The following is a 20791-nucleotide window of genomic DNA, read 5'->3' as shown; positions in this document are numbered from 1 at the left end:
CCCTACAAGATCAATTCCTATAATTTCCCTAAAATATTTTCCTCAGATTTAAAAGCTCCTTTTACTGTAGGTTGTTTTAAACATTGATAGCAGCTTACATGTGTTTTAAAACCTCGAAAATAACCTTTCTCTATTATAGTCCTTGCAATTGCAGCACATGGTGGACTACTACGATGAATATCTAATCTATGCTGAAATGACTTGTTAATATGAAAGAAAAGGCCTCCCAACAGTTAGCAAACTGATGAAAGACCTTCTCTTTTAGTTAGCTCTTTTTCCACAAGTTTCCGGTAAATCCGTGGACAAGAAAAGCATATTATCGTTTCAGGCGTTGATATATCAAGGTTTTACCTTAATTACATCATTCCACCCATACCACCCATGCCGCCCATATCCGGCATTCCGCCGCCTGAGCCGCCTTCTTCTGGTTTGTCAGCAACGACTGCTTCAGTTGTTAGAAGCATTGCTGCAACAGAAGCTGCGTTTTGAAGTGCAGAGCGAGTTACTTTTGTTGGGTCAACGATTCCTTTTTCGATCATGTTTACCCATTCGTTTGTTGCTGCGTTGAAGCCTACGCCAATTTCTTCGTTTTTCAAGCGCTCAACGATGACTGATCCTTCAAGACCTGCGTTGTGAGCGATTTGGCGGATTGGCTCTTCAAGAGAACGTAGAACGATGTTTACACCTGTTTGAACGTCACCATCAGCTTCGATTGAAGCGACTTTTTTGTATACATTCACAAGTGCTGTACCACCACCGGATACGATACCTTCTTCAACTGCTGCACGAGTTGAGTTAAGTGCATCCTCGATGCGTAGTTTACGCTCTTTTAGTTCTGTTTCAGTTGCAGCACCAACTTTGATGACAGCGACGCCACCAGCTAGTTTTGCAAGACGTTCTTGTAATTTTTCTTTATCGAATTCAGAAGTTGTTTCTTCTACTTGTGCACGGATTTGGTTCACACGTGCTGAGATTTGAGCAGAATCTCCTGAACCTTCTACGATGGTTGTGTTTTCTTTTGTCACAACGACTTTAGAAGCGCGGCCAAGCTGACCGATTTCAGTTGATTTTAGGTCAAGTCCTAGATCTTCTGTGATTAACTCTCCGCCAGTTAGAACAGAGATATCTTCAAGCATTGCTTTACGACGATCACCGAATCCAGGTGCTTTTACTGCCACTGCGTTGAATGTTCCACGAAGTTTGTTCACAACAAGTGTTGCAAGTGCTTCGCCTTCTACATCTTCAGCAATGAGCAATAATGGTTTTCCTTGTTGTACAACTTGCTCAAGTACAGGAAGGATTTCTTGAATGTTTGTGATTTTTTTATCAGTGATTAAGATGTAAGGATTTTCAAGAACCGCTTCCATCTTATCAGAATCCGTCACCATGTATGGTGAAGCATATCCGCGGTCAAACTGCATTCCTTCAACCACTTCAAGCTCAGTTGTGAACCCTTTAGATTCTTCGATTGTGATCACGCCGTCGTTACCTACACGCTCCATTGCTTCAGCGATCAGGCTTCCAACTTCTTCATCTGCTGCAGAAATAGACGCAACTTGAGCAATTGATTCTTTGCCTTCGATTGGTTTAGAAATCTCGTGCAAGCCTTCAAGTGCTACTTTCACTGCTTCTTCGATCCCTTTACGAACGCCAACAGGGTTTGCACCAGCTGTTACGTTTTTAAGACCTTCACGGATCATCGCTTGAGCTAGAACTGTTGCAGTCGTTGTACCGTCACCAGCTACGTCGTTTGTTTTGCTTGCAACTTCAGCCACAAGTTTTGCACCCATATTTTCAAATGCATCTTCTAATTCGATTTCTTTTGCGATCGTTACACCATCATTTGTGATAAGTGGAGAACCGAATTTTTTCTCAAGAACCACGTTACGTCCTTTAGGTCCTAAAGTTACTTTTACAGCATCTGCAAGTGCATCTACACCACGTAACATCGCGCGACGTGCTTCTTCACTGAACTTAATATCTTTTGCCATAATAACGAAACCTCCTCAGTCTTTTTAAAAATGTATCTCAATGTTTTTTATGTGATTAACCAATAACAGCTAAAATGTCGCTCTCACGAAGGATTAAATATTCTTTGCCTTCATATTTCACTTCAGTGCCTGCATATTTTGAGAAGATAATGCGGTCGCCTGTGTTTACTTCTAACGCAACGCGCTCACCACTTTCAAGTACACGACCTGAACCTGCTGCAACAATTTTACCTTCTTGCGGTTTTTCTTTTGCAGAATCCGGTAACACAATACCGCTAGCGGTTTTTTCCTCAGATTCAACGAGTTCAATGATTACGCGATCGCCTAATGGCTTTAACATAAGAAACAACCTCCTCAATTTTTATATGTAGTCTTTTTTAGCACTCATCACCAGTGAGTGCTAACACATTTATTATAATAAAGAATGTCTTCTGTAATTTCAAGTAAAAACCTTTAAAAATTTTTACGCTTTCATGATCTTTTTTCAACTCAGATTCTTTCCTTTTCATCGAAAAAGAAGACTTGTGTTACAATAAATCTAGTTCTTTTAGTAAAGGGGTTTTCGTTACTTGAAAAAACAATATTGGTACATCATCTTAACGTATATATTGGTGCAGGTTTCTGCGTTTCCGTATGTGTTCATTATGAAGTGGTTAGGTTACATTCAGACACCGATGACACAAGCAGAGCTCTCTAAATTGTCAGGTACATGGACAATCATCAGCTTCTGTGTCGGATTAATCATTATTCTGCTCATCCTTCGGACTGTGCCAAGAGCTTCACTTCGAAATGAAGAACCGGCTTCAGTCGGCGCGGCAATCGCTTGGATCATTGTCGGTTTCTTTCTATCACTTCTAACTCAATCGATTGCAGGAATGATTGAACAATATGCATTCGGCATTGGACGTGAGTCAGAAAACACGCAAAATATCTTATCTATTATGGATGCTTTTCCTTTTCTGGTTGTTATTATTGCACTAATTGGACCGATACTTGAGGAGATTATTTTCCGAAAAATCGTTTTTGGTGTAATTTATGAAAGGTCGAATTTTTTTATTGCGGCACTTGTTAGTTCAGTATTTTTCGCTGCTGCACATTCTGATTTTGACCACTTCTTTCTTTATACCGCAATGGGCTTTACCTTTGCCTTTTTATATGCGAAAACAAAACGAATCATTGTTCCAATCGTTGCTCATATGCTGATGAACTCACTCGTTATTCTTGTGCAGATTGAGCCAGTAAGAAAAATGATTGAAGAACAATCTCAAACAATGCAAATGATTATTGGAGGCTTTTTCTCATGAGAAACCCTGTTGTATGGGGCATCATTTATTTTGCCGTAGGTGTGGCTTTCACCTATATGGCCATTCAAAATCCAGGTGACATGTGGTCATTTTACAGCATTTTGCTGATGGTGTTTGCAGCCTATAATATTAATATCGCGCTTAAAATGTTTGCCTTCTCAGTCAAACTCAAAAAACAGCAGCAAAAATAAATCAAAAACCATTTTCCGCACTTGGAAAATGGTTTTTTTATGGAGGACAAGTTTTCATGGAACAAGAAAAACTGAACATCTTAAATGAGCAGCATGAAACGATTGGAGTCGCTGCCCGATCAGATATCCACGCCCAAGGCCTTTGGCATGAAACCTTTCATTTTTGGCTTCTCAAAAAGGAACATGACACCATCTATCTCTATTTTCAGCTAAGAAGTCCCGCAAAAAAGAATTTCCCTTCTCTTTTTGATATCACCGCAGCAGGTCATCTTCTTGCAAATGAACAGCCTTCTGACGGTGTGAGAGAGGTAGAAGAAGAGCTTGGTCTTACTGTCCCTTTTGAAGATCTAGCCTTTGCAGGTGTTATACAGGATGAAATCCATCTACCCAGTTTTACTGATCGTGAATGTTGCCATGTCTATCTTTACGTCCATCAAGAAGAGCAGATGAACATTCAATTACAAAAGGAAGAAGTCGCTGGAGTTTACAGAGCAAAGCTAATGGATGCACAGCAGCTTTTCACAAGAAAATATGAAAACATGCAGCTTGATGGCTTTGGAGTTGATGAATTCGGAGAACGACGTGAGAAAAGCAGAGTAGTCTGTATACAAGATTTTGTCCCGCATGAGCCTTCCTATTATCAGCATCTATTTCAAGCGATCAATCAATTCCTTTCACAATAGAAAAAGCATCGTGACCCTTATTCGGATCACGATGCTTTTTTATGTGACATCATAACTTTCTTTCTCCTCTGTTTGCTGCATTTTGCGATAGGTCACTCTCGAAATGACGATACTCACTTCGTATAAAACGAGCATCGGCAAGGTGACCATGAGGTGAGAAACAAGCTCTGGTGGTGTAATGAGTGCGGCAATGACAAGGAGGACAAAATAGGCATACTTCCGTATTTTTGATAAAAACATCGGTGTGATGATGCCAAGTCTTGTGAGAAACATCAACACAACGGGCATCTGAAACAAAAAGCCAAATGGAAGTGTTAACTGCATCAGAAATGTAAAATACTCATGAATCCCAATGACTTGCTCTACATTTAAATCATTCGACATTCGCATCATAAAATCAACGACAAACGGAAACAAAATAAAATAAGAGAAAGCCACACCGCTCAAAAATAAAAGCAGTGCAATCGGAATATAAGCAAGTGTCACCTTTCTTTCTTTTTCATATAAGCCGGGGCTCACAAACGCCCAAAGCTGATATAAAATCACGGGACACGTCAAAACCAAAGCAATGACAAATGCGAACTGCATAAACACGTACAGCGGATCTGTGAGCTTAAATGCATTCAGTGTCAGTGTGGCCGCTTCATCGGTATTTTGTAAATACACAATGACCGGCTTAGCAAGAAAAAAACCAGCCACCATAAAGGCGACAAAAAACATCGCAATGATCACTAAACGTTTTCGCAGTTCCACAATATGCTCCATAAGCGGCATATCTTTGACATTCATGAAGCTCATCCTATTCTACTGATCTTCTTTTTTCTTTTTTTCTTCCTGATCATCAGCTAAACCTTTTGTGGCATTTTTGAATTCACGTAATGTATCTCCTGCTGCTCTTCCTAATTCAGGAAGCTTTTTCGGCCCAAAAATAATGAGCGCAACAATCGCAATCAGAACCAAACTTCCAGGACCGATCGGACCCATTTGCTCCACCCCCTTTACCCCTTTTCGTCAATCCTCCTGTGTAACAGAGTAATGCTTTAAGAAATACACAAGTGACTGAAGTTCAACCGCCAAATCTATATGATGAATTCGAATGTGTTCCGGCACATTCAATCGAGCCGGCGTAAAATCAAGGATTCCTTTGATGCCAAGGGCAATCAAACGATCTGTAATGGGTTGAGCTGCTACGGCAGGTACTGTCAAAATGGCAACAGGAATATCTCCTACCTCTTGAACATGCTCTTCAAGCTTATCCAAATCATAGACAGGCACGCCGCCTATCTCACTTCCTATTTTACTCTCATTGACGTCAAAAGCCATTGAAATTTTTGTATTATTGTTTTTGATGAAATTATAGTGTAAAAAAGCAGTCCCTAAATTCCCGACACCGATGAGCATGACATTGGTCATTTCATCTTGGTCAAGTGTCTTTCTGAAGAAGGTCAAAAGGTAATCGACATTATAGCCATAGCCCTTCTTCCCAAGTGCACCAAAGTACGAAAAATCTCGGCGAATGGTAGCAGAATCCACTTTGACTGCATCACTAAGCTCTGCTGATGACACCCTTTGTTTTCCTGATGCATGCAGATTTTTTAAAAAACGGTAATATAGCGGCAAACGTTTGGCTGTCGCTTGTGGAATTTTTGACTGATCTATATTCATATAAGGTCCTCCAACTTAAATATCAGATGCTCTGTGAAAATCACCGTTTTTCCCGCCTGTCTTTTCAATTAAATAGGTAGGACCGATGATCATGCCTTTATCAATCGCTTTGCACATGTCGTAAACAGTCAGTGCACATACTGAAGCAGAAGTGAGCGCTTCCATCTCCACACCCGTACTTCCTTTTGTTTTCACCTGTACTTGTATGTTCAGAATGTGCGCATTTCCGTCTTCCTCCCAATCAAAGGAGATATCCACACCTTTTAGTGCAAGCGGATGACACATTGGAATGATGGTAGATGTTTGCTTTGCTGCCATAATGCCAGCAACCTGTGCAACAGACAGCACATCCCCTTTTCCAATTTCACGCTGCTCTATTTTATGAAACACTTCTTTTATCATACGAACACTTGAAGCAGCAACGGCGGTTCTCACGGTAGACGATTTGTCACTAATGTCGACCATCTTTGCTCTTCCCTGTTCGTTAAAGTGGCTAAATTGACTCATCTTTTCAACGCTCCCTCACTCAAATGATACACTATTTTTTCCTATCTGTCTTTCATTTGAATATGGCGATTGTATGTAACATTTGCTGGTTTACTGCTGATAAGCTACACTTAACATATTATAGCAGAGGTGAAGTTACATGATGATTCTACAAGTGAATCAGCTGTCCAAATCGTTTGGTGCTGATACCGTTTTAACGAATATAAAATTGGAAGTCAAAGCAAGGGATCGGATTGCCATTGTAGGTCGTAACGGCGCAGGCAAATCCACCCTTTTGAAAATCATTGCCGGTCAATTGTCTTACGAGCAAGGTGAGATCATCAAACCGAAAGACCTATCGATCGGCTATTTAGCACAGCATACCGATGTGACGTCTACACGTACGTTAAAAGACGAATTATTATCGGTTTTTGATCATTTGAAAAAGATGGAACAAGAGATGAGAACCATCGAGGAGAAAATGGCTTCCTCTACAGGTTCTGAGCTAGATTCCCTCATGAAAACCTATGACAGGCTACAGCAGGAATTTAAAGACCAAGGCGGCTATCAATACGAAGCAGACGTCCGCTCCATTCTTCATGGGCTCGGCTTTAGTCACTTTGAAGATGGGACAACCGTTCAATCCTTAAGCGGCGGCCAGAAAACCCGTCTAGCGCTTGGAAAGCTCTTATTAATGAAACCAGAACTCTTAATTCTGGACGAGCCGACCAACCATTTAGATATTGATACCTTATCATGGCTGGAGCAGTATTTGCAAAATTATACAGGCGCCATTCTGATCGTGTCCCATGACCGCTACTTCTTAGACAAAGTGGTGAACCATGTTTATGAAGTCTCAAGAACTGCCATGAAAAAGTTTGCAGGCAACTATAGTAAGTATCTTGATCTGAAAGCTGAGCAGCTAGAGCGCGATATGAAGCTTTACGAAAAGCAGCAAGAAGAAATCTCAAAGCTTCAGGATTTCGTAGATCGCAACCTAGCAAGAGCCTCAACCACAAAGCGCGCTCAGAGCAGACGCAAGCAGCTGGAACGGATGGATCGTATAGATAAGCCATTAGGTGATGAAAAATCTGCAAACTTTCATTTTGATATTACGAGACAAAGCGGCAATGATGTGCTGAAGGTACATGATCTCGACATTCGTTATGATGAAAAAACACCGCTCCTATCCTCTCTTTCTTTTCAGATCAAACGAGAGGATAGCGTGGCACTCATTGGTCCTAATGGGATCGGGAAATCAACCCTTTTAAAAACGTTAACGAACACAATAAAGCCTGTAAAAGGCGACATCACACTTGGATCTCATGTAACAATCGGCTACTATGACCAAGAACAAGCCAAACTGACATCCTCCAAAAAAGTGCTGAATGAGCTTTGGGATGACTATCCTCATATGAATGAAAAAGAAATTCGGACATGTTTAGGGAACTTCCTCTTTTCCGGTGACGACGTCTTAAAGCCCGTTCATGCATTAAGCGGTGGAGAAAAAGCGCGCCTTGCCCTGGCAAAGCTGATGCTCCAAAAAGCCAATTTCTTGATACTTGATGAGCCTACGAACCATTTAGACTTAGATAGTAAGGAAATTTTAGAAAATGCACTGATTGATTACCCAGGAACCATCTTATTTGTGTCTCATGACCGTTATTTTATCAACCGTCTGGCAACGAAAGTATTCGAACTGTCGCCTACAGAAACAAAAGAGTATCTCGGTGATTATGACTACTACCTTGAAAAGAAAAATGAACAATTAGAGCTTGAAGCGATTCAAGAAAATGAGGCGCTGAAAAAACAAGCAGCCAAGCCAGTTGAAACGGCAAAGCTTTCTTATGCGGAAGAAAAAGAACTGAAAAAGAAAGAAAGACAAAAGCAGCGCAGAATCGAGGAAATTGAAGAACGGATTGCTGTCATTGAAGCGAGGCTTGGTGAAAATGAAGAGCTTCTATGTGATCCTGCTATTTTTCAAGATCACGAGAAGGTCCAAAACATTCAAACAGAAAACGATACACTTCATCAAGAGCTGGAATCCCTTTTCTCAGAGTGGGAAGAGCTATCCGAATCGTAAAGAGTGCCCTAATGGGTGCTCTTTTTTCTTTTTAGTGAAGATTTCTTATCCACATTAATATCCACAATAACTTCTTTATTATTCTTTTGAAAATCGGACTTATCCACTTTATCCACAGAGATTTAATCACATATCCACATAAAAGAACGTATTTGTGCAGATCCACTTCATTTTAAAACGAAATTTTCTAACAATTGTGGATATATCACGTTTACTTGTGAATAAATCGCTTTCATTAAAAATGAAAAAAACCTGTGTATCCACAGGAGTTTTCATTCATATGAGACAAGCGGTAAGCCTGGCTGCCCATTCATCGCCATATCGCCTCTTATACCTTTTTCAAACGCAATGGTTCCAGCAGCAGCGATCATGGCTGCATTGTCTGTACAAAGAGATAATGGTGGAATAATAACCTTCACGTCAGGAAGCTTCGTGAATGCTATCGTTAAGGCTTCTCTCAGTCCTTTATTGGCAGCGACTCCACCAGCTAGGGCAACCTGCTTGACGCCATAGGCCTCAGCCGCTTTTAATGTTTTCCCAACAAGCACCTCAATGACACTTGCTTGAAAACTTGCTGCCAAATTCTCTGGAGCAATTGTTTCTCCTTTTTGAGATGCATTGTGTAGTGTGTTAATAACAGCTGATTTTAATCCACTAAAGCTAAAGTGATAGGAACCTTCTTCAAGCCATGCACGTGGAAGCTTAATCGTTGGCTCTCCTTCATGTGCTAACCGATCAATATGAGGTCCGCCTGGATACGGGAGACCCATCGTCCGGGCCACTTTATCGTAAGCTTCTCCAGCCGCATCATCTAATGTTTCTCCGATAACCTCAAAAGACCCGTGCTCTTTCATTAGTACAAGCTCAGTATGTCCACCAGAGACAACAAGAGCCAAACATGGAAACTGCAATTCATCTACAAGTTGATTTGCATAAATATGCCCCGCAATATGATGTACACCAACAAGAGGAATTTGATGAGCAAAGCTCAGTGCCTTGGCTGCATTGACACCGATCAGAAGAGCACCAACTAAGCCCGGTCCTTCTGTGACAGCAATGGCATCTAAATCCTGAAAGCTCATATTGGCCTGTGCCATCACTTCTTCTAACACGATGGTGACTTGCTCCACGTGATGCCTTGAAGCAATTTCTGGGACAACTCCGCCAAATCGTTTATGGCTTTCTATTTGCGATGCGACAATATTCGCTACAATTTCTTTCCCATTTTTCACAATAGATGCCGCTGTTTCATCACAGCTTGTCTCTATACCTAATATAAATCGATCTGTTTGTTCACTCATTTATATTCACCCACATGACCAATGCATCTTCCCCATTATCCGTATAATAATTCTTTCGAATAGAAGCTGGTCTGAAACCAAGCTTTTCATAAAGGGATTGTGCAGGTGTATTCGAAACCCGCACCTCTAAAGAAAGATGATCTGTCTTTTTTTCTTTACAAAATTCCATGACATATCGCAGCAATGCTTCCCCGTAACCCTTTCCTCTATGCTCAGGGAGAATCGCAATGTTCGTAATTTGTGCATCGTCCATGACGATCCAGACCCCGCAATAGCCAACAGGCTGCTCATCTTCTTCAATGAGGAAATAATGGCTATACTGGTTATGGAGAATCTCATAGACAAATGATTCTTTTTTCCAAGGTGCAGTAAACGAATGCACTTCAATCGTATACACCTCTGGAATGTCCGCTACCGTCATTTTTCGAATCTCGGTTATGTTGAGATTATTTTTGTCCTTCAAGCCATTTCACTTCCGCTTCTGCCAAACGAATATAGTTAGGAACAAGCTGATGGACATCTTCAGCAGGACGATCTGTCCCTAAAAACGCAAGCATTGAAGGTCTTGGGTTATGAAAAGCTCCCTCCGCTATCACTGCCGTTTCTCCTAAAATGGAGCGAATGCTTTCTTCATGAAGATGCACATCCTGTCCAAGGAATAGGACAGGCTTTTCTGTCTGCTTCAGCTCATGAAGCCAATCCGTGAGCAAGATATTTTGGTCTGGTTTGATCTCTTTGATTTTTCCTTCTTTAAACGTATATAGCCCAGTATAAACTTGTCCTCTTCTCGCATCGAATAGTGGCGAGATCCATCCATCAAAGTATTGACCATTTGCCGCAAGTGTTTCTAAACTCGAAACAGCCGATATCGGGATAGATAGCGTCCATGCGAGTGTTTTTGCAATGGTCACACCGATTCGGACGCCAGTGTAGGAACCAGGTCCTTTTGCTACAACAATTTTACTTAGTTCACTTGGGGCTACACCACATTCTATCATCAATGCCTCAACAGTCGGCATCGCTCGGACGGAATGGTTCTTTTTTAAATACGTAATGCTCTCGCCAATCACTGTGGAATCTTTGACAAGGGCAATTCCTAGTGTATGGTTTGACGTATCAATTGCCAGTATGGTCAAATTCTTTCATCTCCTTACAAAGGGTCTCATAGCGTTCCCCTTTTGCACTAAACGTGAGATGACGTTCTTCTTCACGTTCTGTTCTTAGCATTTCTATTTTCAAGTAGGAGGAAGGCAATTGAGGTCCAATGAGATGTGCCCACTCAACCAAGCATACACCTTCGCCCTCAAAATATTCTTCGAGCCCGATATCTTCTTCCGCATCTTCCATGCGGTACACATCCATATGATAAAGTGGCAGTCTGCCATCGGTATATTCTTTAATAATCGTAAAGGTAGGGCTGTTGACGATACGGGTAATCCCTAAGCCTCCTGCAAAACCTTTTGAAAAAGTCGTTTTGCCTGCGCCTAAATCTCCTTCTAATGTCAAAACATCGCCTGGCATCACAAGTTTGGCCAATGCAGCGGCAATTCGTTTCGTCTCATCCGCACCTTTTGTCGTCCACGTTAATTTCACAGTGGATGTCACCTCATTTCTTAAAATGATTATATCCTTTTTTCATTAACATTGTTTGCTGTTCATTGTCTTTTAATAGAACGCTTGCTGCTTGATCACCTTTGACTTGTCCAATGCGTTTGACTTGAATGTCTTTTTTTCTACATTGCATTTCAAAGCTATCCCAATCAGCCTCTGAAATTGTACCAGTTAATACAAAGTCTTCCCCGCCAAATAACACCCATTCCAGCCAGTCTTTACGCAGCACTGGTAAATTTGGATGTACAGGGAGCTTGTTTGCTTCTATCTCTATCGTCACACGACTCGCTTCGGCTATCTCATTCAGCTCACTCGCTATTCCATCACTCACATCATTCAAAGTGACCCGAGGGAAACTTGAGCAAATGAGGCCAGCAGCAATGTGAGGCTGAGGCTTTTTATGACGCTCAAGAAAAAAGGCTGTGTCGACTGCCTTGGGAGGGGCTACTTCGTTCATTAAAAGTGATAAGCCAGCAGCTGATGAACCAAGCTCACCTGTGACAAAGACGACGTCTCCTGTCTGAGCACTGTGACGATAACAAGCTTTCCCCTTTGGTACCTCGCCAATGACCGTCACTGTAATGACAAAGTCACTGCGAGTGGCAACCGTATCTCCACCAATCAAATCCATATGATAAGTATCAGCCAATGCTCTCATTCCCTCGTAAAGAGCTGAAACGATCGTCTCATCACCATGAGGCGGGATCGCAATTGATACAAGATAATACTTTGGGATTCCTCCCATTGCGGCGATATCACTGACATTGACCGCTAGTGCTTTAAAGCCAATCTCAAAAGGTGTGGAAAAATCAAAGCGAAAATGAACATGCTCCACCATTGTATCAACACAAACGACCTCTTCACAATGTGAATGAGGTTGATAAACACTTGCATCATCACCGATGCCCATAACCAAAGAACGCTGATGTGTTTCTTTTGGTGTAATTCGGCGAATAAGATCAAATTCATCCATAAAAAGACAGCCCCTTCATGCAATCAATTGATTGAGTAGACACGATGTCAGACATAATTAGTATTAGTGTAAGCCAATATGAGTTTCAGTTTCAATTAAAAATGATATAAAGAAAGCCTGGTATGAAAAAACCAGGCTGGGTTGAAGTGATCTATCTTTTCTTTTTACATAACATGTAGCCAAACACAAACAATTCAATATATCTTGGATACATATAAAAAGAAAAAGACATAAAAAAAAACGAAACTATACGTTTTCGTTTACAAGTCATAAAAATGGCGGTCCGGACGGGACTCGAACCCGCGACCTCCTGCGTGACAGGCAGGCATTCTAACCAACTGAACTACCGGACCATTTTGGTTGCACTCACTGAGCACTACCCATTGGTATATAAAATAATTTGGTTGCGGGGGCAGGATTTGAACCTGCGACCTTCGGGTTATGAGCCCGACGAGCTACCGAACTGCTCCACCCCGCGACGATATAAATATAACAAGCTTGGCGGCGTCCTACTCTCACAGGGGGAGACCCCCAACTACCATCGGCGCTGAAGAGCTTAACTTCCGTGTTCGGTATGGGAACGGGTGTGACCTCTTCGCTATCGCCACCAAACCTGATGGAGAGAATGTTCTCTCAAAACTAGATAACAATGTTCAAGCTTCACATTAGAATATAGGTTAAGTCCTCGATCTATTAGTATCTGTCAGCTCCACGTGTCACCACGCTTCCACCTCAGACCTATCAACCTGATCATCTTTCAGGGATCTTACTTCCTTGCGGAATGGGAAATCTCATCTTGAGGGGGGCTTCATGCTTAGATGCTTTCAGCACTTATCCCGTCCGCACATAGCTACCCAGCGATGCCCTTGGCAGAACAACTGGTACACCAGCGGTGCGTCCATCCCGGTCCTCTCGTACTAAGGACAGCTCCTCTCAAATTTCCTGCGCCCGCGACGGATAGGGACCGAACTGTCTCACGACGTTCTGAACCCAGCTCGCGTACCGCTTTAATGGGCGAACAGCCCAACCCTTGGGACCGACTACAGCCCCAGGATGCGATGAGCCGACATCGAGGTGCCAAACCTCCCCGTCGATGTGGACTCTTGGGGGAGATAAGCCTGTTATCCCCGGGGTAGCTTTTATCCGTTGAGCGATGGCCCTTCCATGCGGAACCACCGGATCACTAAGCCCGACTTTCGTCCCTGCTCGACTTGTAGGTCTCGCAGTCAAGCTCCCTTGTGCCTTTACACTCTGCGAATGATTTCCAACCATTCTGAGGGAACCTTTGGGCGCCTCCGTTACATTTTAGGAGGCGACCGCCCCAGTCAAACTGCCCACCTGACACTGTCTCCCTGCCCGATAAGGGCAGCGGGTTAGAAGGTCAATACAGCCAGGGTAGTATCCCACCGATGCCTCCACCGAAGCTAGCGCTCCGGTTTCCAAGGCTCCTACCTATCCTGTACAAGCTGTACCAACATTCAATATCAGGCTGCAGTAAAGCTCCACGGGGTCTTTCCGTCCTGTCGCGGGTAACCTGCATCTTCACAGGTACTATAATTTCACCGAGTCTCTCGTTGAGACAGTGCCCAGATCGTTGCGCCTTTCGTGCGGGTCGGAACTTACCCGACAAGGAATTTCGCTACCTTAGGACCGTTATAGTTACGGCCGCCGTTTACTGGGGCTTCAATTCGCACCTTCGCTTACGCTAAGCGCTCCTCTTAACCTTCCAGCACCGGGCAGGCGTCAGCCCCTATACTTCGCCTTACGGCTTCGCAGAGACCTGTGTTTTTGCTAAACAGTCGCCTGGGCCTATTCACTGCGGCTTCTCGGGGCTTTAACACCCTAAGAAGCACCCCTTCTCCCGAAGTTACGGGGTCATTTTGCCGAGTTCCTTAACGAGAGTTCTCTCGATCACCTTAGGATTCTCTCCTCGCCTACCTGTGTCGGTTTGCGGTACGGGCACCTCTCACCTCGCTAGAGGCTTTTCTTGGCAGTGTGGAATCAGGAACTTCGCTACTAAATTTCGCTCGCCATCACAGCTCAGCCTTCACGGGAAACGGATTTGCCTATTTCCCAGCCTAACTGCTTGGACGCGGATATCCAATACCGCGCTTACCCTATCCTCCTGCGTCCCCCCATTGCTCAAATGGTGAGGAGGTGGTACAGGAATATCAACCTGTTGTCCATCGCCTACGCCTTTCGGCCTCGGCTTAGGTCCCGACTAACCCTGAGCGGACGAGCCTTCCTCAGGAAACCTTAGGCATTCGGTGGACGGGATTCTCACCCGTCTTTCGCTACTCATACCGGCATTCTCACTTCTAAGCGCTCCACCAGTCCTTCCGGTCTGACTTCACAGCACTTAGAACGCTCTCCTACCACTGTTCGTAAGAACAGTCCGCAGCTTCGGTGATACGTTTAGCCCCGGTACATTTTCGGCGCAGAGTCACTCGACCAGTGAGCTATTACGCACTCTTTAAATGGTGGCTGCTTCTAAGCCAACATCCTGGTTGTCTAAGCAACTCCACATCCTTTTCCACTTAACGTATACTTTGGGACCTTAGCTGGCGGTCTGGGCTGTTTCCCTTTCGACTACGGATCTTATCACTCGCAGTCTGACTCCCAAGGATAAGTCATCGGCATTCGGAGTTTGACTGAATTCGGTAACCCGGTAGGGGCCCCTAGTCCAATCAGTGCTCTACCTCCGAGACTCTTACCTTGAGGCTAGCCCTAAAGCTATTTCGGAGAGAACCAGCTATCTCCAGGTTCGATTGGCATTTCACCCCTACCCACACCTCATCCCCGCACTTTTCAACGTGCGTGGGTTCGGGCCTCCATTCAGTGTTACCTGAACTTCACCCTGGACATGGGTAGATCACCTGGTTTCGGGTCTACGACCACGTACTCATGCGCCCTATTCAGACTCGCTTTCGCTGCGGCTCCGCATCTTCTGCTTAACCTTGCACGGGATCGTAACTCGCCGGTTCATTCTACAAAAGGCACGCCATCACCCTTTAACGGGCTCTGACTACTTGTAGGCACACGGTTTCAGGATCTATTTCACTCCCCTTCCGGGGTGCTTTTCACCTTTCCCTCACGGTACTGGTTCACTATCGGTCACTAGGGAGTATTTAGCCTTGGGAGATGGTCCTCCCGGATTCCGACGGAATTTCACGTGTTCCGCCGTACTCAGGATCCACTCTGGAGAGAACAACATTTCAGTTACAGGGCTGTTACCTTCTTTGGCGGGCCTTTCCAGACCTCTTCGCTTATATCGTTCCTTTGTAACTCCGTATAGAGTGTCCTACAACCCCAAGAGGCAAGCCTCTTGGTTTGGGCTGTTCCCGTTTCGCTCGCCGCTACTCAGGGAATCGCATTTGCTTTCTCTTCCTCCGGGTACTTAGATGTTTCAGTTCCCCGGGTATGCCTTCTCATACTCTATGTATTCAAGTATGGATACTACTCCATTACGAGCAGTGGGTTTCCCCATTCGGAAATCTCCGGATCAAAGCTTGCTTACAGCTCCCCGAAGCATATCGGTGTTCGTCCCGTCCTTCATCGGCTCCTAGTGCCAAGGCATCCACCGTGCGCCCTTTCTAACTTAACCATTTCTTACTTTAGAAAGAATCACTATGTGTGATGAACTTTGCATTGCATTCAATGTGAATGTATTACTTATTGTTATCTAGTTTTCAAAGAACAATCCTGTCTCGCTAGAGACATGTCTTGAAGGAATGATCCTTCAAAACTAAACAAGACGAAAACGCACGCTGCTCCATATATCCTTAGAAAGGAGGTGATCCAGCCGCACCTTCCGATACGGCTACCTTGTTACGACTTCACCCCAATCATCTGCCCCACCTTCGGCGGCTGGCTCCATAAAGGTTACCTCACCGACTTCGGGTGTTGCAAACTCTCGTGGTGTGACGGGCGGTGTGTACAAGGCCCGGGAACGTATTCACCGCGGCATGCTGATCCGCGATTACTAGCGATTCCAGCTTCACGCAGTCGAGTTGCAGACTGCGATCCGAACTGAGAACAGATTTATGGGATTGGCTAAACCTTGCGGTCTCGCAGCCCTTTGTTCTGTCCATTGTAGCACGTGTGTAGCCCAGGTCATAAGGGGCATGATGATTTGACGTCATCCCCACCTTCCTCCGGTTTGTCACCGGCAGTCACCTTAGAGTGCCCAACTAAATGCTGGCAACTAAGATCAAGGGTTGCGCTCGTTGCGGGACTTAACCCAACATCTCACGACACGAGCTGACGACAACCATGCACCACCTGTCACTCTGTCCCCGAAGGGAAAGCCCTATCTCTAGGGTTGTCAGAGGATGTCAAGACCTGGTAAGGTTCTTCGCGTTGCTTCGAATTAAACCACATGCTCCACCGCTTGTGCGGGCCCCCGTCAATTCCTTTGAGTTTCAGTCTTGCGACCGTACTCCCCAGGCGGAGTGCTTAATGCGTTAGCTGCAGCACTAAGGGGCGGAAACCCCCTAACACTTAGCACTCATCGTTTACGGCGTGGACTACCAGGGTATCTAATCCTGTTCGCTCCCCACGCTTTCGCTCCTCAGCGTCAGTTACAGACCAGAGAGTCGCCTTCGCCACTGGTGTTCCTCCACATCTCTACGCATTTCACCGCTACACGTGGAATTCCACTCTCCTCTTCTGCACTCAAGTTTCCCAGTTTCCAATGACCCTCCCCGGTTGAGCCGGGGGCTTTCACATCAGACTTAAGAAACCGCCTGCGAGCCCTTTACGCCCAATAATTCCGGACAACGCTTGCCACCTACGTATTACCGCGGCTGCTGGCACGTAGTTAGCCGTGGCTTTCTGGTTAGGTACCGTCAAGGTGCGAGCAGTTACTCTCGCACTTGTTCTTCCCTAACAACAGAGCTTTACGATCCGAAAACCTTCATCACTCACGCGGCGTTGCTCCGTCAGACTTTCGTCCATTGCGGAAGATTCCCTACTGCTGCCTCCCGTAGGAGTCTGGGCCGTGTCTCAGTCCCAGTGTGGCCGATCACCCTCTCAGGTCGGCTACGCATCGTCGCCTTGGTGAGCCATTACCCCACCAACTAGCTAATGCGCCGCGGGTCCATCTGTAAGTGACAGCCGAAACCGTCTTTCATCCTTGAACCATGCGGTTCAAGGAACTATCCGGTATTAGCTCCGGTTTCCCGGAGTTATCCCAGTCTTACAGGCAGGTTACCCACGTGTTACTCACCCGTCCGCCGCTAACATCCGGGAGCAAGCTCCCTTCTGTCCGCTCGACTTGCATGTATTAGGCACGCCGCCAGCGTTCGTCCTGAGCCAGGATCAAACTCTCCGAAAAAGTACAAAACCGAAGTTTTGTTTTTCGTCAGTGTTTGACTGACTACCTATGATATAACATAGGATTTTTTTATAAAAACTCGAATTAACAGGTACGTTTTGTCTTGTTTAGTTTTCAAAGATCATATTTCAAAAAATGGAGCGGGTGATGAGAATCGAACTCACGACATCAGCTTGGAAGGCTGAGGTTTTACCACTAAACTACACCCGCGTGGTTTGTATTGGCGCGCCCGAGAGGAGTCGAACCCCTAACCTTTTGATCCGTAGTCAAACGCTCTATCCAATTGAGCTACGGGCGCTTAATCAGGCGACTTAATTATCTTAACATATCGTTTTTATCAAGTCAACATCTTTTTAAGATTTGTTTGTCGCATGTGTTTGAATGTCTTTGTTTCAAATACGTCATCAGCGACGAATAAAAATATACCATGGATCACATAAAAGGGTCAATACATTTTTCTAAAAAAGTTTCATGTTTTTTAAGAAGTGGTTTTTTCTTAGATAAATAGAAATGCAATAGCCCTATTTTCTTCCCTTTCTTCATAATTCCAATGATTCTTAAATAAAATCTTTCTAAATCCAAAGGAGGACAAAACATGGTCACATAGAATTTTTATTTATTGGAAAATTCTTAAAATTTTCCAAGCATTTAAAGGGGGTAGGAGATGATGAAAAAGTTCGTCGCTTTTCAAATCATGATCGCTTTGGTGATAGGAGCTCTTATCGGCCATTTCTTTCCTGACTTCGGGATGGCTCTCAGGCCAATTGGAGATGGATTCATCAGATTGATTAAAATGATCGTTGTTCCTATCGTTTTCTCTACCATTGTTATTGGTGCAGCCGGCAGTGGTGGTATGAAGAAAATGGGAAGCCTAGGATTAAAGACGATCATTTGGTTTGAGGTCATCACAACCATCGTTCTAGGAATTGGTCTATTGCTGGCTAATGTTCTAAAGCCTGGCGTTGGCCTTGATTTCTCTAAATTAGCTAAGAAAGATATTGGTGAATTAGACGGCTATACACAGAAAGTCGTCGACTTTAAACAAATGGTACTCGATATCATTCCAACGAATATCGTCGATGTCATGGCTCAAAATGATTTACTAGCTGTCATTTTCTTCGCCATATTATTTGGTGTAGCGGCAAGCGGTATCGGTAAGGCATCCGCTCCTGTTCTCAACTTCTTTGAATCAGTGGCACAAATTATGTTTAAGCTAACGCAGATGGTCATGGTGACAGCACCTATTGGAGTGCTTGCATTAATGGCTGCTTCCGTTGGTCAATATGGCATTGTGTTATTAATTCCAATGATGAAGCTTGTTGGGACTGTATTTTTAGGTTTATTCATTATTCTCTTTGCTTTGTTCCCTCTGGTCGCACTGATCTTCCGTTTTAACTACTTCGAAGTTTTAAAAATGATTTGGGATTTGTTCTTGGTTGCCTTCTCTACTACAAGTACAGAAACCGTCCTTCCTCAGCTTATGTCACGAATGGAGAAATACGGCTGTCCGAAAAGAATTGTCTCCTTTGTCATCCCATCTGGTCTTTCTCTCAATTGTGATGGGTCCAGTTTATATTTATCGGTTTCCTGTGTGTTTCTTGCACAAGCGTTTGGTGTCGACATGAGTTTGTCACAGCAGCTTTTGATGATGCTTGTTCTTGTGTTAACGAGTAAAGGGATTGCAGCGGTGCCATCCGGTTCACTCGTCGTACTTTTGGCAACCGCCCATGCAGTAGGTCTTCCAGCAGAAGGCGTCGCCATTATCGCCGGTGTCGATCGAATTATGGATATGGCACGAACAGGTGTGAATGTTCCAGGTCATGCCGTTGCATGTATTGTCGTATCGAAATGGGAGAAAGTATTCCGCGAGTCTGCTTGGGAAGTTCCAAAAGCAGGTGAAGAAACAAAAGGAATGTAGTGTTATATGAAGGAAAGGGCTTCCCCTTTCCTTCAGCGTGTAGACAAACCCTCGCATTCGTTGTCAGTCCTGCGCTCCGGTGCTCACGAATGTCAAATTCGCTCCGCTCCGGTACTCGTCCTTCCTAGACTTCAAAGGTTTTCTATCACGCTGAAAAGAAAACAAAAGGAAAGGGCTTCCCCTTTCCTTTTCTTATGATAAAAATGCTTGCTTTAGGACCGCTTTGCCTTGAGGTTGCAGCTGCACTTCTGCATATGCGCCATTAATCAGCGTCATTTGCGGTGGGACATGCCCACAATCTATATCGTAAAAAATGGGGATTTGTAATTCCTTTTGTAATTCTTCATATACATCATGATACTGATACCCTTCCACAGGCACATCTACTGCACTTCGCCCAAACATAATACCTGAACAATGGTCAAACCATCCTGCTAGTTTCAATTGAACAAGCGATCTCTTCATACTTGCAGCGTTTAATTCACAGTTTTCAAAGTACCAGAGAATTGGTTCATCTTTTAAGAATGTTTTTTGAAAAGCTTTGACATCTCCAAAAGGCGTCCCAGCTAAGTGGCGTATGACATCAATACAGCCGCCCATTAGCCTCCCCTTTACCATCTTTTCTTGTCGATCAACCGTATGCCATGCGGTCGGTTCTGTTAAATGAAAAACATGTTCAATCGGATTGTCATACTGCCATTCCTTTTGATACATTGATGAAGAATATTGGCTGATGTCCATTTCCCCTTTTGTTGAAAGTACTTCTTCCCACATGACAGTCGTTTGATCAAGCTCTTCTCCCTGAAGATCTACTAGGTTCGGTCCATGCGCAGTGGAAATGCCTGTTTTTAAAGTTAACGCCAGCAGAAGCGCACTCGTATCCGAGTAACCAAGAATCCACTTTTTTTGCATCGATGAGAAATCAAGGTGCTCTAACACCTCCATCAGAAGCTGCCCTCCCCATGGCGGGATGATGTGATCAATCTCATCACAGGTCATCATGTACTGAAGCTCCTTTGCTCGTTCTACGGCAGGAGCTGATTTTGCCTTTTCCTGGTGCCATACCGTATCTCCACATATGACATCATAGCCTCTTTTTTTCATTCGCTCGCATGAGAGCTGAAACATGTCATGCAAAGACGGCTGTACACCTGAGGAAGGTGCTGTGACGCCAATTGTTTGTCCTTTTTGTAATTGTGGAAATTGTATCATCCTATTTCCCTCCATCCTCTCTCAATCTCTCATTTATA

Annotated in this window: 17 protein-coding genes, 4 tRNA genes and 3 rRNA genes; 5 read left to right on the top strand and 19 right to left on the bottom strand. The window is 44.1% G+C overall.

The window, feature by feature from the left end; translation table 11 throughout:
• Window positions 1-356: 356 nt before the first annotated feature.
• Together groL and groES are read right to left on the bottom strand one after the other, a co-directional pair.
• Entirely contained in the window at window positions 357-1991 is a 1635-nt protein-coding gene (groL, locus tag CKW02_RS03055; protein WP_003213977.1) for a chaperonin GroEL, read from the bottom strand.
• A 55-nt stretch (window positions 1992-2046) separates the two neighbouring features.
• Complete coding sequence (gene groES, locus CKW02_RS03050; RefSeq protein ID WP_003214120.1) at window positions 2047-2331, bottom strand: co-chaperone GroES; 285 nt, start codon at window positions 2329-2331, stop codon at window positions 2047-2049.
• A gap of 229 nt (window positions 2332-2560) precedes the next feature.
• On the opposite strand from groES, the gene CKW02_RS03045 reads away from it, so the two are divergent.
• From CKW02_RS03045 to CKW02_RS03035, 3 genes are read left to right on the top strand one after another with little or no spacing between them, the layout of a single operon-like run.
• Entirely contained in the window at window positions 2561-3295 is a 735-nt protein-coding gene (locus CKW02_RS03045) for a CPBP family intramembrane glutamic endopeptidase (protein ID WP_003214447.1), read from the top strand.
• Window positions 3292-3486: a YdiK family protein gene (locus CKW02_RS03040; protein WP_003213897.1), complete on the top strand. Its 195-nt coding sequence runs from the start codon at window positions 3292-3294 to the stop codon at window positions 3484-3486. The genes CKW02_RS03045 and CKW02_RS03040 overlap by 4 nt, the downstream gene beginning before the upstream one ends.
• 56 nt (window positions 3487-3542) lie before the next feature.
• Complete coding sequence (locus CKW02_RS03035; protein ID WP_003214079.1) at window positions 3543-4169, top strand: NUDIX hydrolase; 627 nt, start codon at window positions 3543-3545, stop codon at window positions 4167-4169.
• Window positions 4170-4208: 39 nt separating this feature from the next.
• On the opposite strand, the gene tatC is transcribed toward CKW02_RS03035, so the two are convergent.
• Genes tatC through moaC form a run of 4 tightly spaced genes read right to left on the bottom strand, consistent with a single transcriptional unit; the run spans window position 4209 to window position 6341 of the window.
• Window positions 4209-4958 (bottom strand): twin-arginine translocase subunit TatC, encoded by a 750-nt coding sequence (gene tatC / locus CKW02_RS03030; protein ID WP_003214196.1) that lies wholly within the window; start codon window positions 4956-4958, stop codon window positions 4209-4211.
• Between the two features lie 15 nt (window positions 4959-4973).
• On the bottom strand, window positions 4974-5153 hold the full coding sequence (locus tag CKW02_RS03025) for a twin-arginine translocase TatA/TatE family subunit (RefSeq protein ID WP_003214302.1): 180 nt from the start codon (window positions 5151-5153) through the stop codon (window positions 4974-4976).
• A gap of 27 nt (window positions 5154-5180) precedes the next feature.
• Window positions 5181-5834 (bottom strand): redox-sensing transcriptional repressor Rex, encoded by a 654-nt coding sequence (locus CKW02_RS03020; RefSeq protein WP_095117752.1) that lies wholly within the window; start codon window positions 5832-5834, stop codon window positions 5181-5183.
• 15 nt (window positions 5835-5849) lie between these two features.
• On the bottom strand, window positions 5850-6341 hold the full coding sequence (gene moaC / locus CKW02_RS03015; protein WP_003214058.1) for a cyclic pyranopterin monophosphate synthase MoaC: 492 nt from the start codon (window positions 6339-6341) through the stop codon (window positions 5850-5852).
• Window positions 6342-6480: 139 nt separating this feature from the next.
• Here moaC and CKW02_RS03010 point away from each other — a divergent pair, with 139 nt between their 5' ends.
• Window positions 6481-8403, top strand: a complete 1923-nt coding sequence (locus tag CKW02_RS03010; RefSeq protein ID WP_003213928.1) for an ABC-F family ATP-binding cassette domain-containing protein — start codon at window positions 6481-6483, stop codon at window positions 8401-8403.
• Between the two features lie 272 nt (window positions 8404-8675).
• On the opposite strand, the gene tsaD is transcribed toward CKW02_RS03010, so the two are convergent.
• From tsaD to CKW02_RS02950, 12 genes are all read right to left on the bottom strand, one after another.
• Entirely contained in the window at window positions 8676-9704 is a 1029-nt protein-coding gene (gene tsaD, locus CKW02_RS03005; protein WP_003214279.1) for a tRNA (adenosine(37)-N6)-threonylcarbamoyltransferase complex transferase subunit TsaD, read from the bottom strand.
• Window positions 9697-10125 (bottom strand): ribosomal protein S18-alanine N-acetyltransferase, encoded by a 429-nt coding sequence (gene rimI, locus CKW02_RS03000; protein ID WP_003214231.1) that lies wholly within the window; start codon window positions 10123-10125, stop codon window positions 9697-9699. Before rimI ends, tsaD begins: the two co-directional genes overlap by 8 nt.
• A 25-nt stretch (window positions 10126-10150) precedes the next feature.
• Window positions 10151-10840 (bottom strand): tRNA (adenosine(37)-N6)-threonylcarbamoyltransferase complex dimerization subunit type 1 TsaB, encoded by a 690-nt coding sequence (gene tsaB / locus CKW02_RS02995; protein ID WP_003214032.1) that lies wholly within the window; start codon window positions 10838-10840, stop codon window positions 10151-10153.
• On the bottom strand, window positions 10821-11297 hold the full coding sequence (gene tsaE / locus CKW02_RS02990) for a tRNA (adenosine(37)-N6)-threonylcarbamoyltransferase complex ATPase subunit type 1 TsaE (RefSeq protein ID WP_003214433.1): 477 nt from the start codon (window positions 11295-11297) through the stop codon (window positions 10821-10823). Before tsaE ends, tsaB begins: the two co-directional genes overlap by 20 nt.
• A gap of 13 nt (window positions 11298-11310) precedes the next feature.
• Window positions 11311-12288, bottom strand: coding sequence for a thiamine-phosphate kinase (gene thiL / locus CKW02_RS02985; protein ID WP_003214054.1), 978 nt, complete (start codon window positions 12286-12288; stop codon window positions 11311-11313).
• A gap of 276 nt (window positions 12289-12564) precedes the next feature.
• Window positions 12565-12641, bottom strand: a tRNA-Asp gene (locus CKW02_RS02980).
• A 48-nt stretch (window positions 12642-12689) separates the two neighbouring features.
• Window positions 12690-12766: transfer RNA gene (locus CKW02_RS02975), tRNA-Met, on the bottom strand.
• An 18-nt stretch (window positions 12767-12784) separates the two neighbouring features.
• Window positions 12785-12900: ribosomal RNA gene (gene rrf, locus CKW02_RS02970) — 5S ribosomal RNA — on the bottom strand.
• Between the two features lie 61 nt (window positions 12901-12961).
• Window positions 12962-15892 (bottom strand): 23S ribosomal RNA (locus tag CKW02_RS02965).
• Window positions 15893-16074: 182 nt separating this feature from the next.
• A 16S ribosomal RNA gene (locus tag CKW02_RS02960) occupies window positions 16075-17623 on the bottom strand.
• The 16S, 23S and 5S rRNA genes sit together here with 4 tRNA genes alongside, the layout of an rRNA operon.
• A 136-nt stretch (window positions 17624-17759) precedes the next feature.
• Window positions 17760-17833, bottom strand: a tRNA-Gly gene (locus tag CKW02_RS02955).
• An 11-nt stretch (window positions 17834-17844) separates the two neighbouring features.
• A tRNA-Arg gene (locus tag CKW02_RS02950) sits at window positions 17845-17921 on the bottom strand.
• A 369-nt stretch (window positions 17922-18290) separates the two neighbouring features.
• On the opposite strand from CKW02_RS02950, the gene gltP reads away from it, so the two are divergent.
• The gene (gene gltP, locus CKW02_RS02945) at window positions 18291-19541 is read left to right on the top strand and encodes a glutamate-aspartate/proton symporter GltP (RefSeq protein WP_034620243.1); all 1251 of its coding nucleotides are present in this window, start codon (window positions 18291-18293) and stop codon (window positions 19539-19541) included.
• Window positions 19542-19733: 192 nt separating this feature from the next.
• Here gltP and CKW02_RS02935 read toward each other — a convergent pair whose 3' ends face one another.
• Complete coding sequence (locus CKW02_RS02935; protein WP_095117751.1) at window positions 19734-20753, bottom strand: S66 family peptidase; 1020 nt, start codon at window positions 20751-20753, stop codon at window positions 19734-19736.
• Window positions 20754-20791 lie beyond the last annotated feature (38 nt).

Source organism: Bacillus pumilus, from assembly GCF_900186955.1.
Classification (GTDB): Bacteria; Bacillota; Bacilli; order Bacillales; family Bacillaceae; genus Bacillus; species Bacillus pumilus.
Note: the sequence above shows the minus strand (reverse complement) of the source record. Positions and strands in the feature narration are given on the sequence as shown.

Coding starts and splice junctions, on each gene's coding strand:
- groL (WP_003213977.1), bottom strand. CDS start 1,991: ATGGCAAAAGATATTAAGTTCAGTGAAGAAGCACGTCGCGCGATGTTA.
- groES (WP_003214120.1), bottom strand. CDS start 2,331: ATGTTAAAGCCATTAGGCGATCGCGTAATCATTGAACTCGTTGAATCT.
- CKW02_RS03040 (WP_003213897.1), top strand. CDS start 3,292: ATGAGAAACCCTGTTGTATGGGGCATCATTTATTTTGCCGTAGGTGTG.
- CKW02_RS03035 (WP_003214079.1), top strand. CDS start 3,543: ATGGAACAAGAAAAACTGAACATCTTAAATGAGCAGCATGAAACGATT.
- tatC (WP_003214196.1), bottom strand. CDS start 4,958: ATGAATGTCAAAGATATGCCGCTTATGGAGCATATTGTGGAACTGCGA.
- CKW02_RS03025 (WP_003214302.1), bottom strand. CDS start 5,153: ATGGGTCCGATCGGTCCTGGAAGTTTGGTTCTGATTGCGATTGTTGCG.
- CKW02_RS03020 (WP_095117752.1), bottom strand. CDS start 5,834: ATGAATATAGATCAGTCAAAAATTCCACAAGCGACAGCCAAACGTTTG.
- moaC (WP_003214058.1), bottom strand. CDS start 6,341: ATGAGTCAATTTAGCCACTTTAACGAACAGGGAAGAGCAAAGATGGTC.
- CKW02_RS03010 (WP_003213928.1), top strand. CDS start 6,481: ATGATGATTCTACAAGTGAATCAGCTGTCCAAATCGTTTGGTGCTGAT.
- tsaD (WP_003214279.1), bottom strand. CDS start 9,704: ATGAGTGAACAAACAGATCGATTTATATTAGGTATAGAGACAAGCTGT.
- rimI (WP_003214231.1), bottom strand. CDS start 10,125: ATGACGGTAGCGGACATTCCAGAGGTGTATACGATTGAAGTGCATTCG.
- thiL (WP_003214054.1), bottom strand. CDS start 12,288: ATGGATGAATTTGATCTTATTCGCCGAATTACACCAAAAGAAACACAT.
- gltP (WP_034620243.1), top strand. CDS start 18,291: ATGAAAAAGTTCGTCGCTTTTCAAATCATGATCGCTTTGGTGATAGGA.
- CKW02_RS02935 (WP_095117751.1), bottom strand. CDS start 20,753: ATGATACAATTTCCACAATTACAAAAAGGACAAACAATTGGCGTCACA.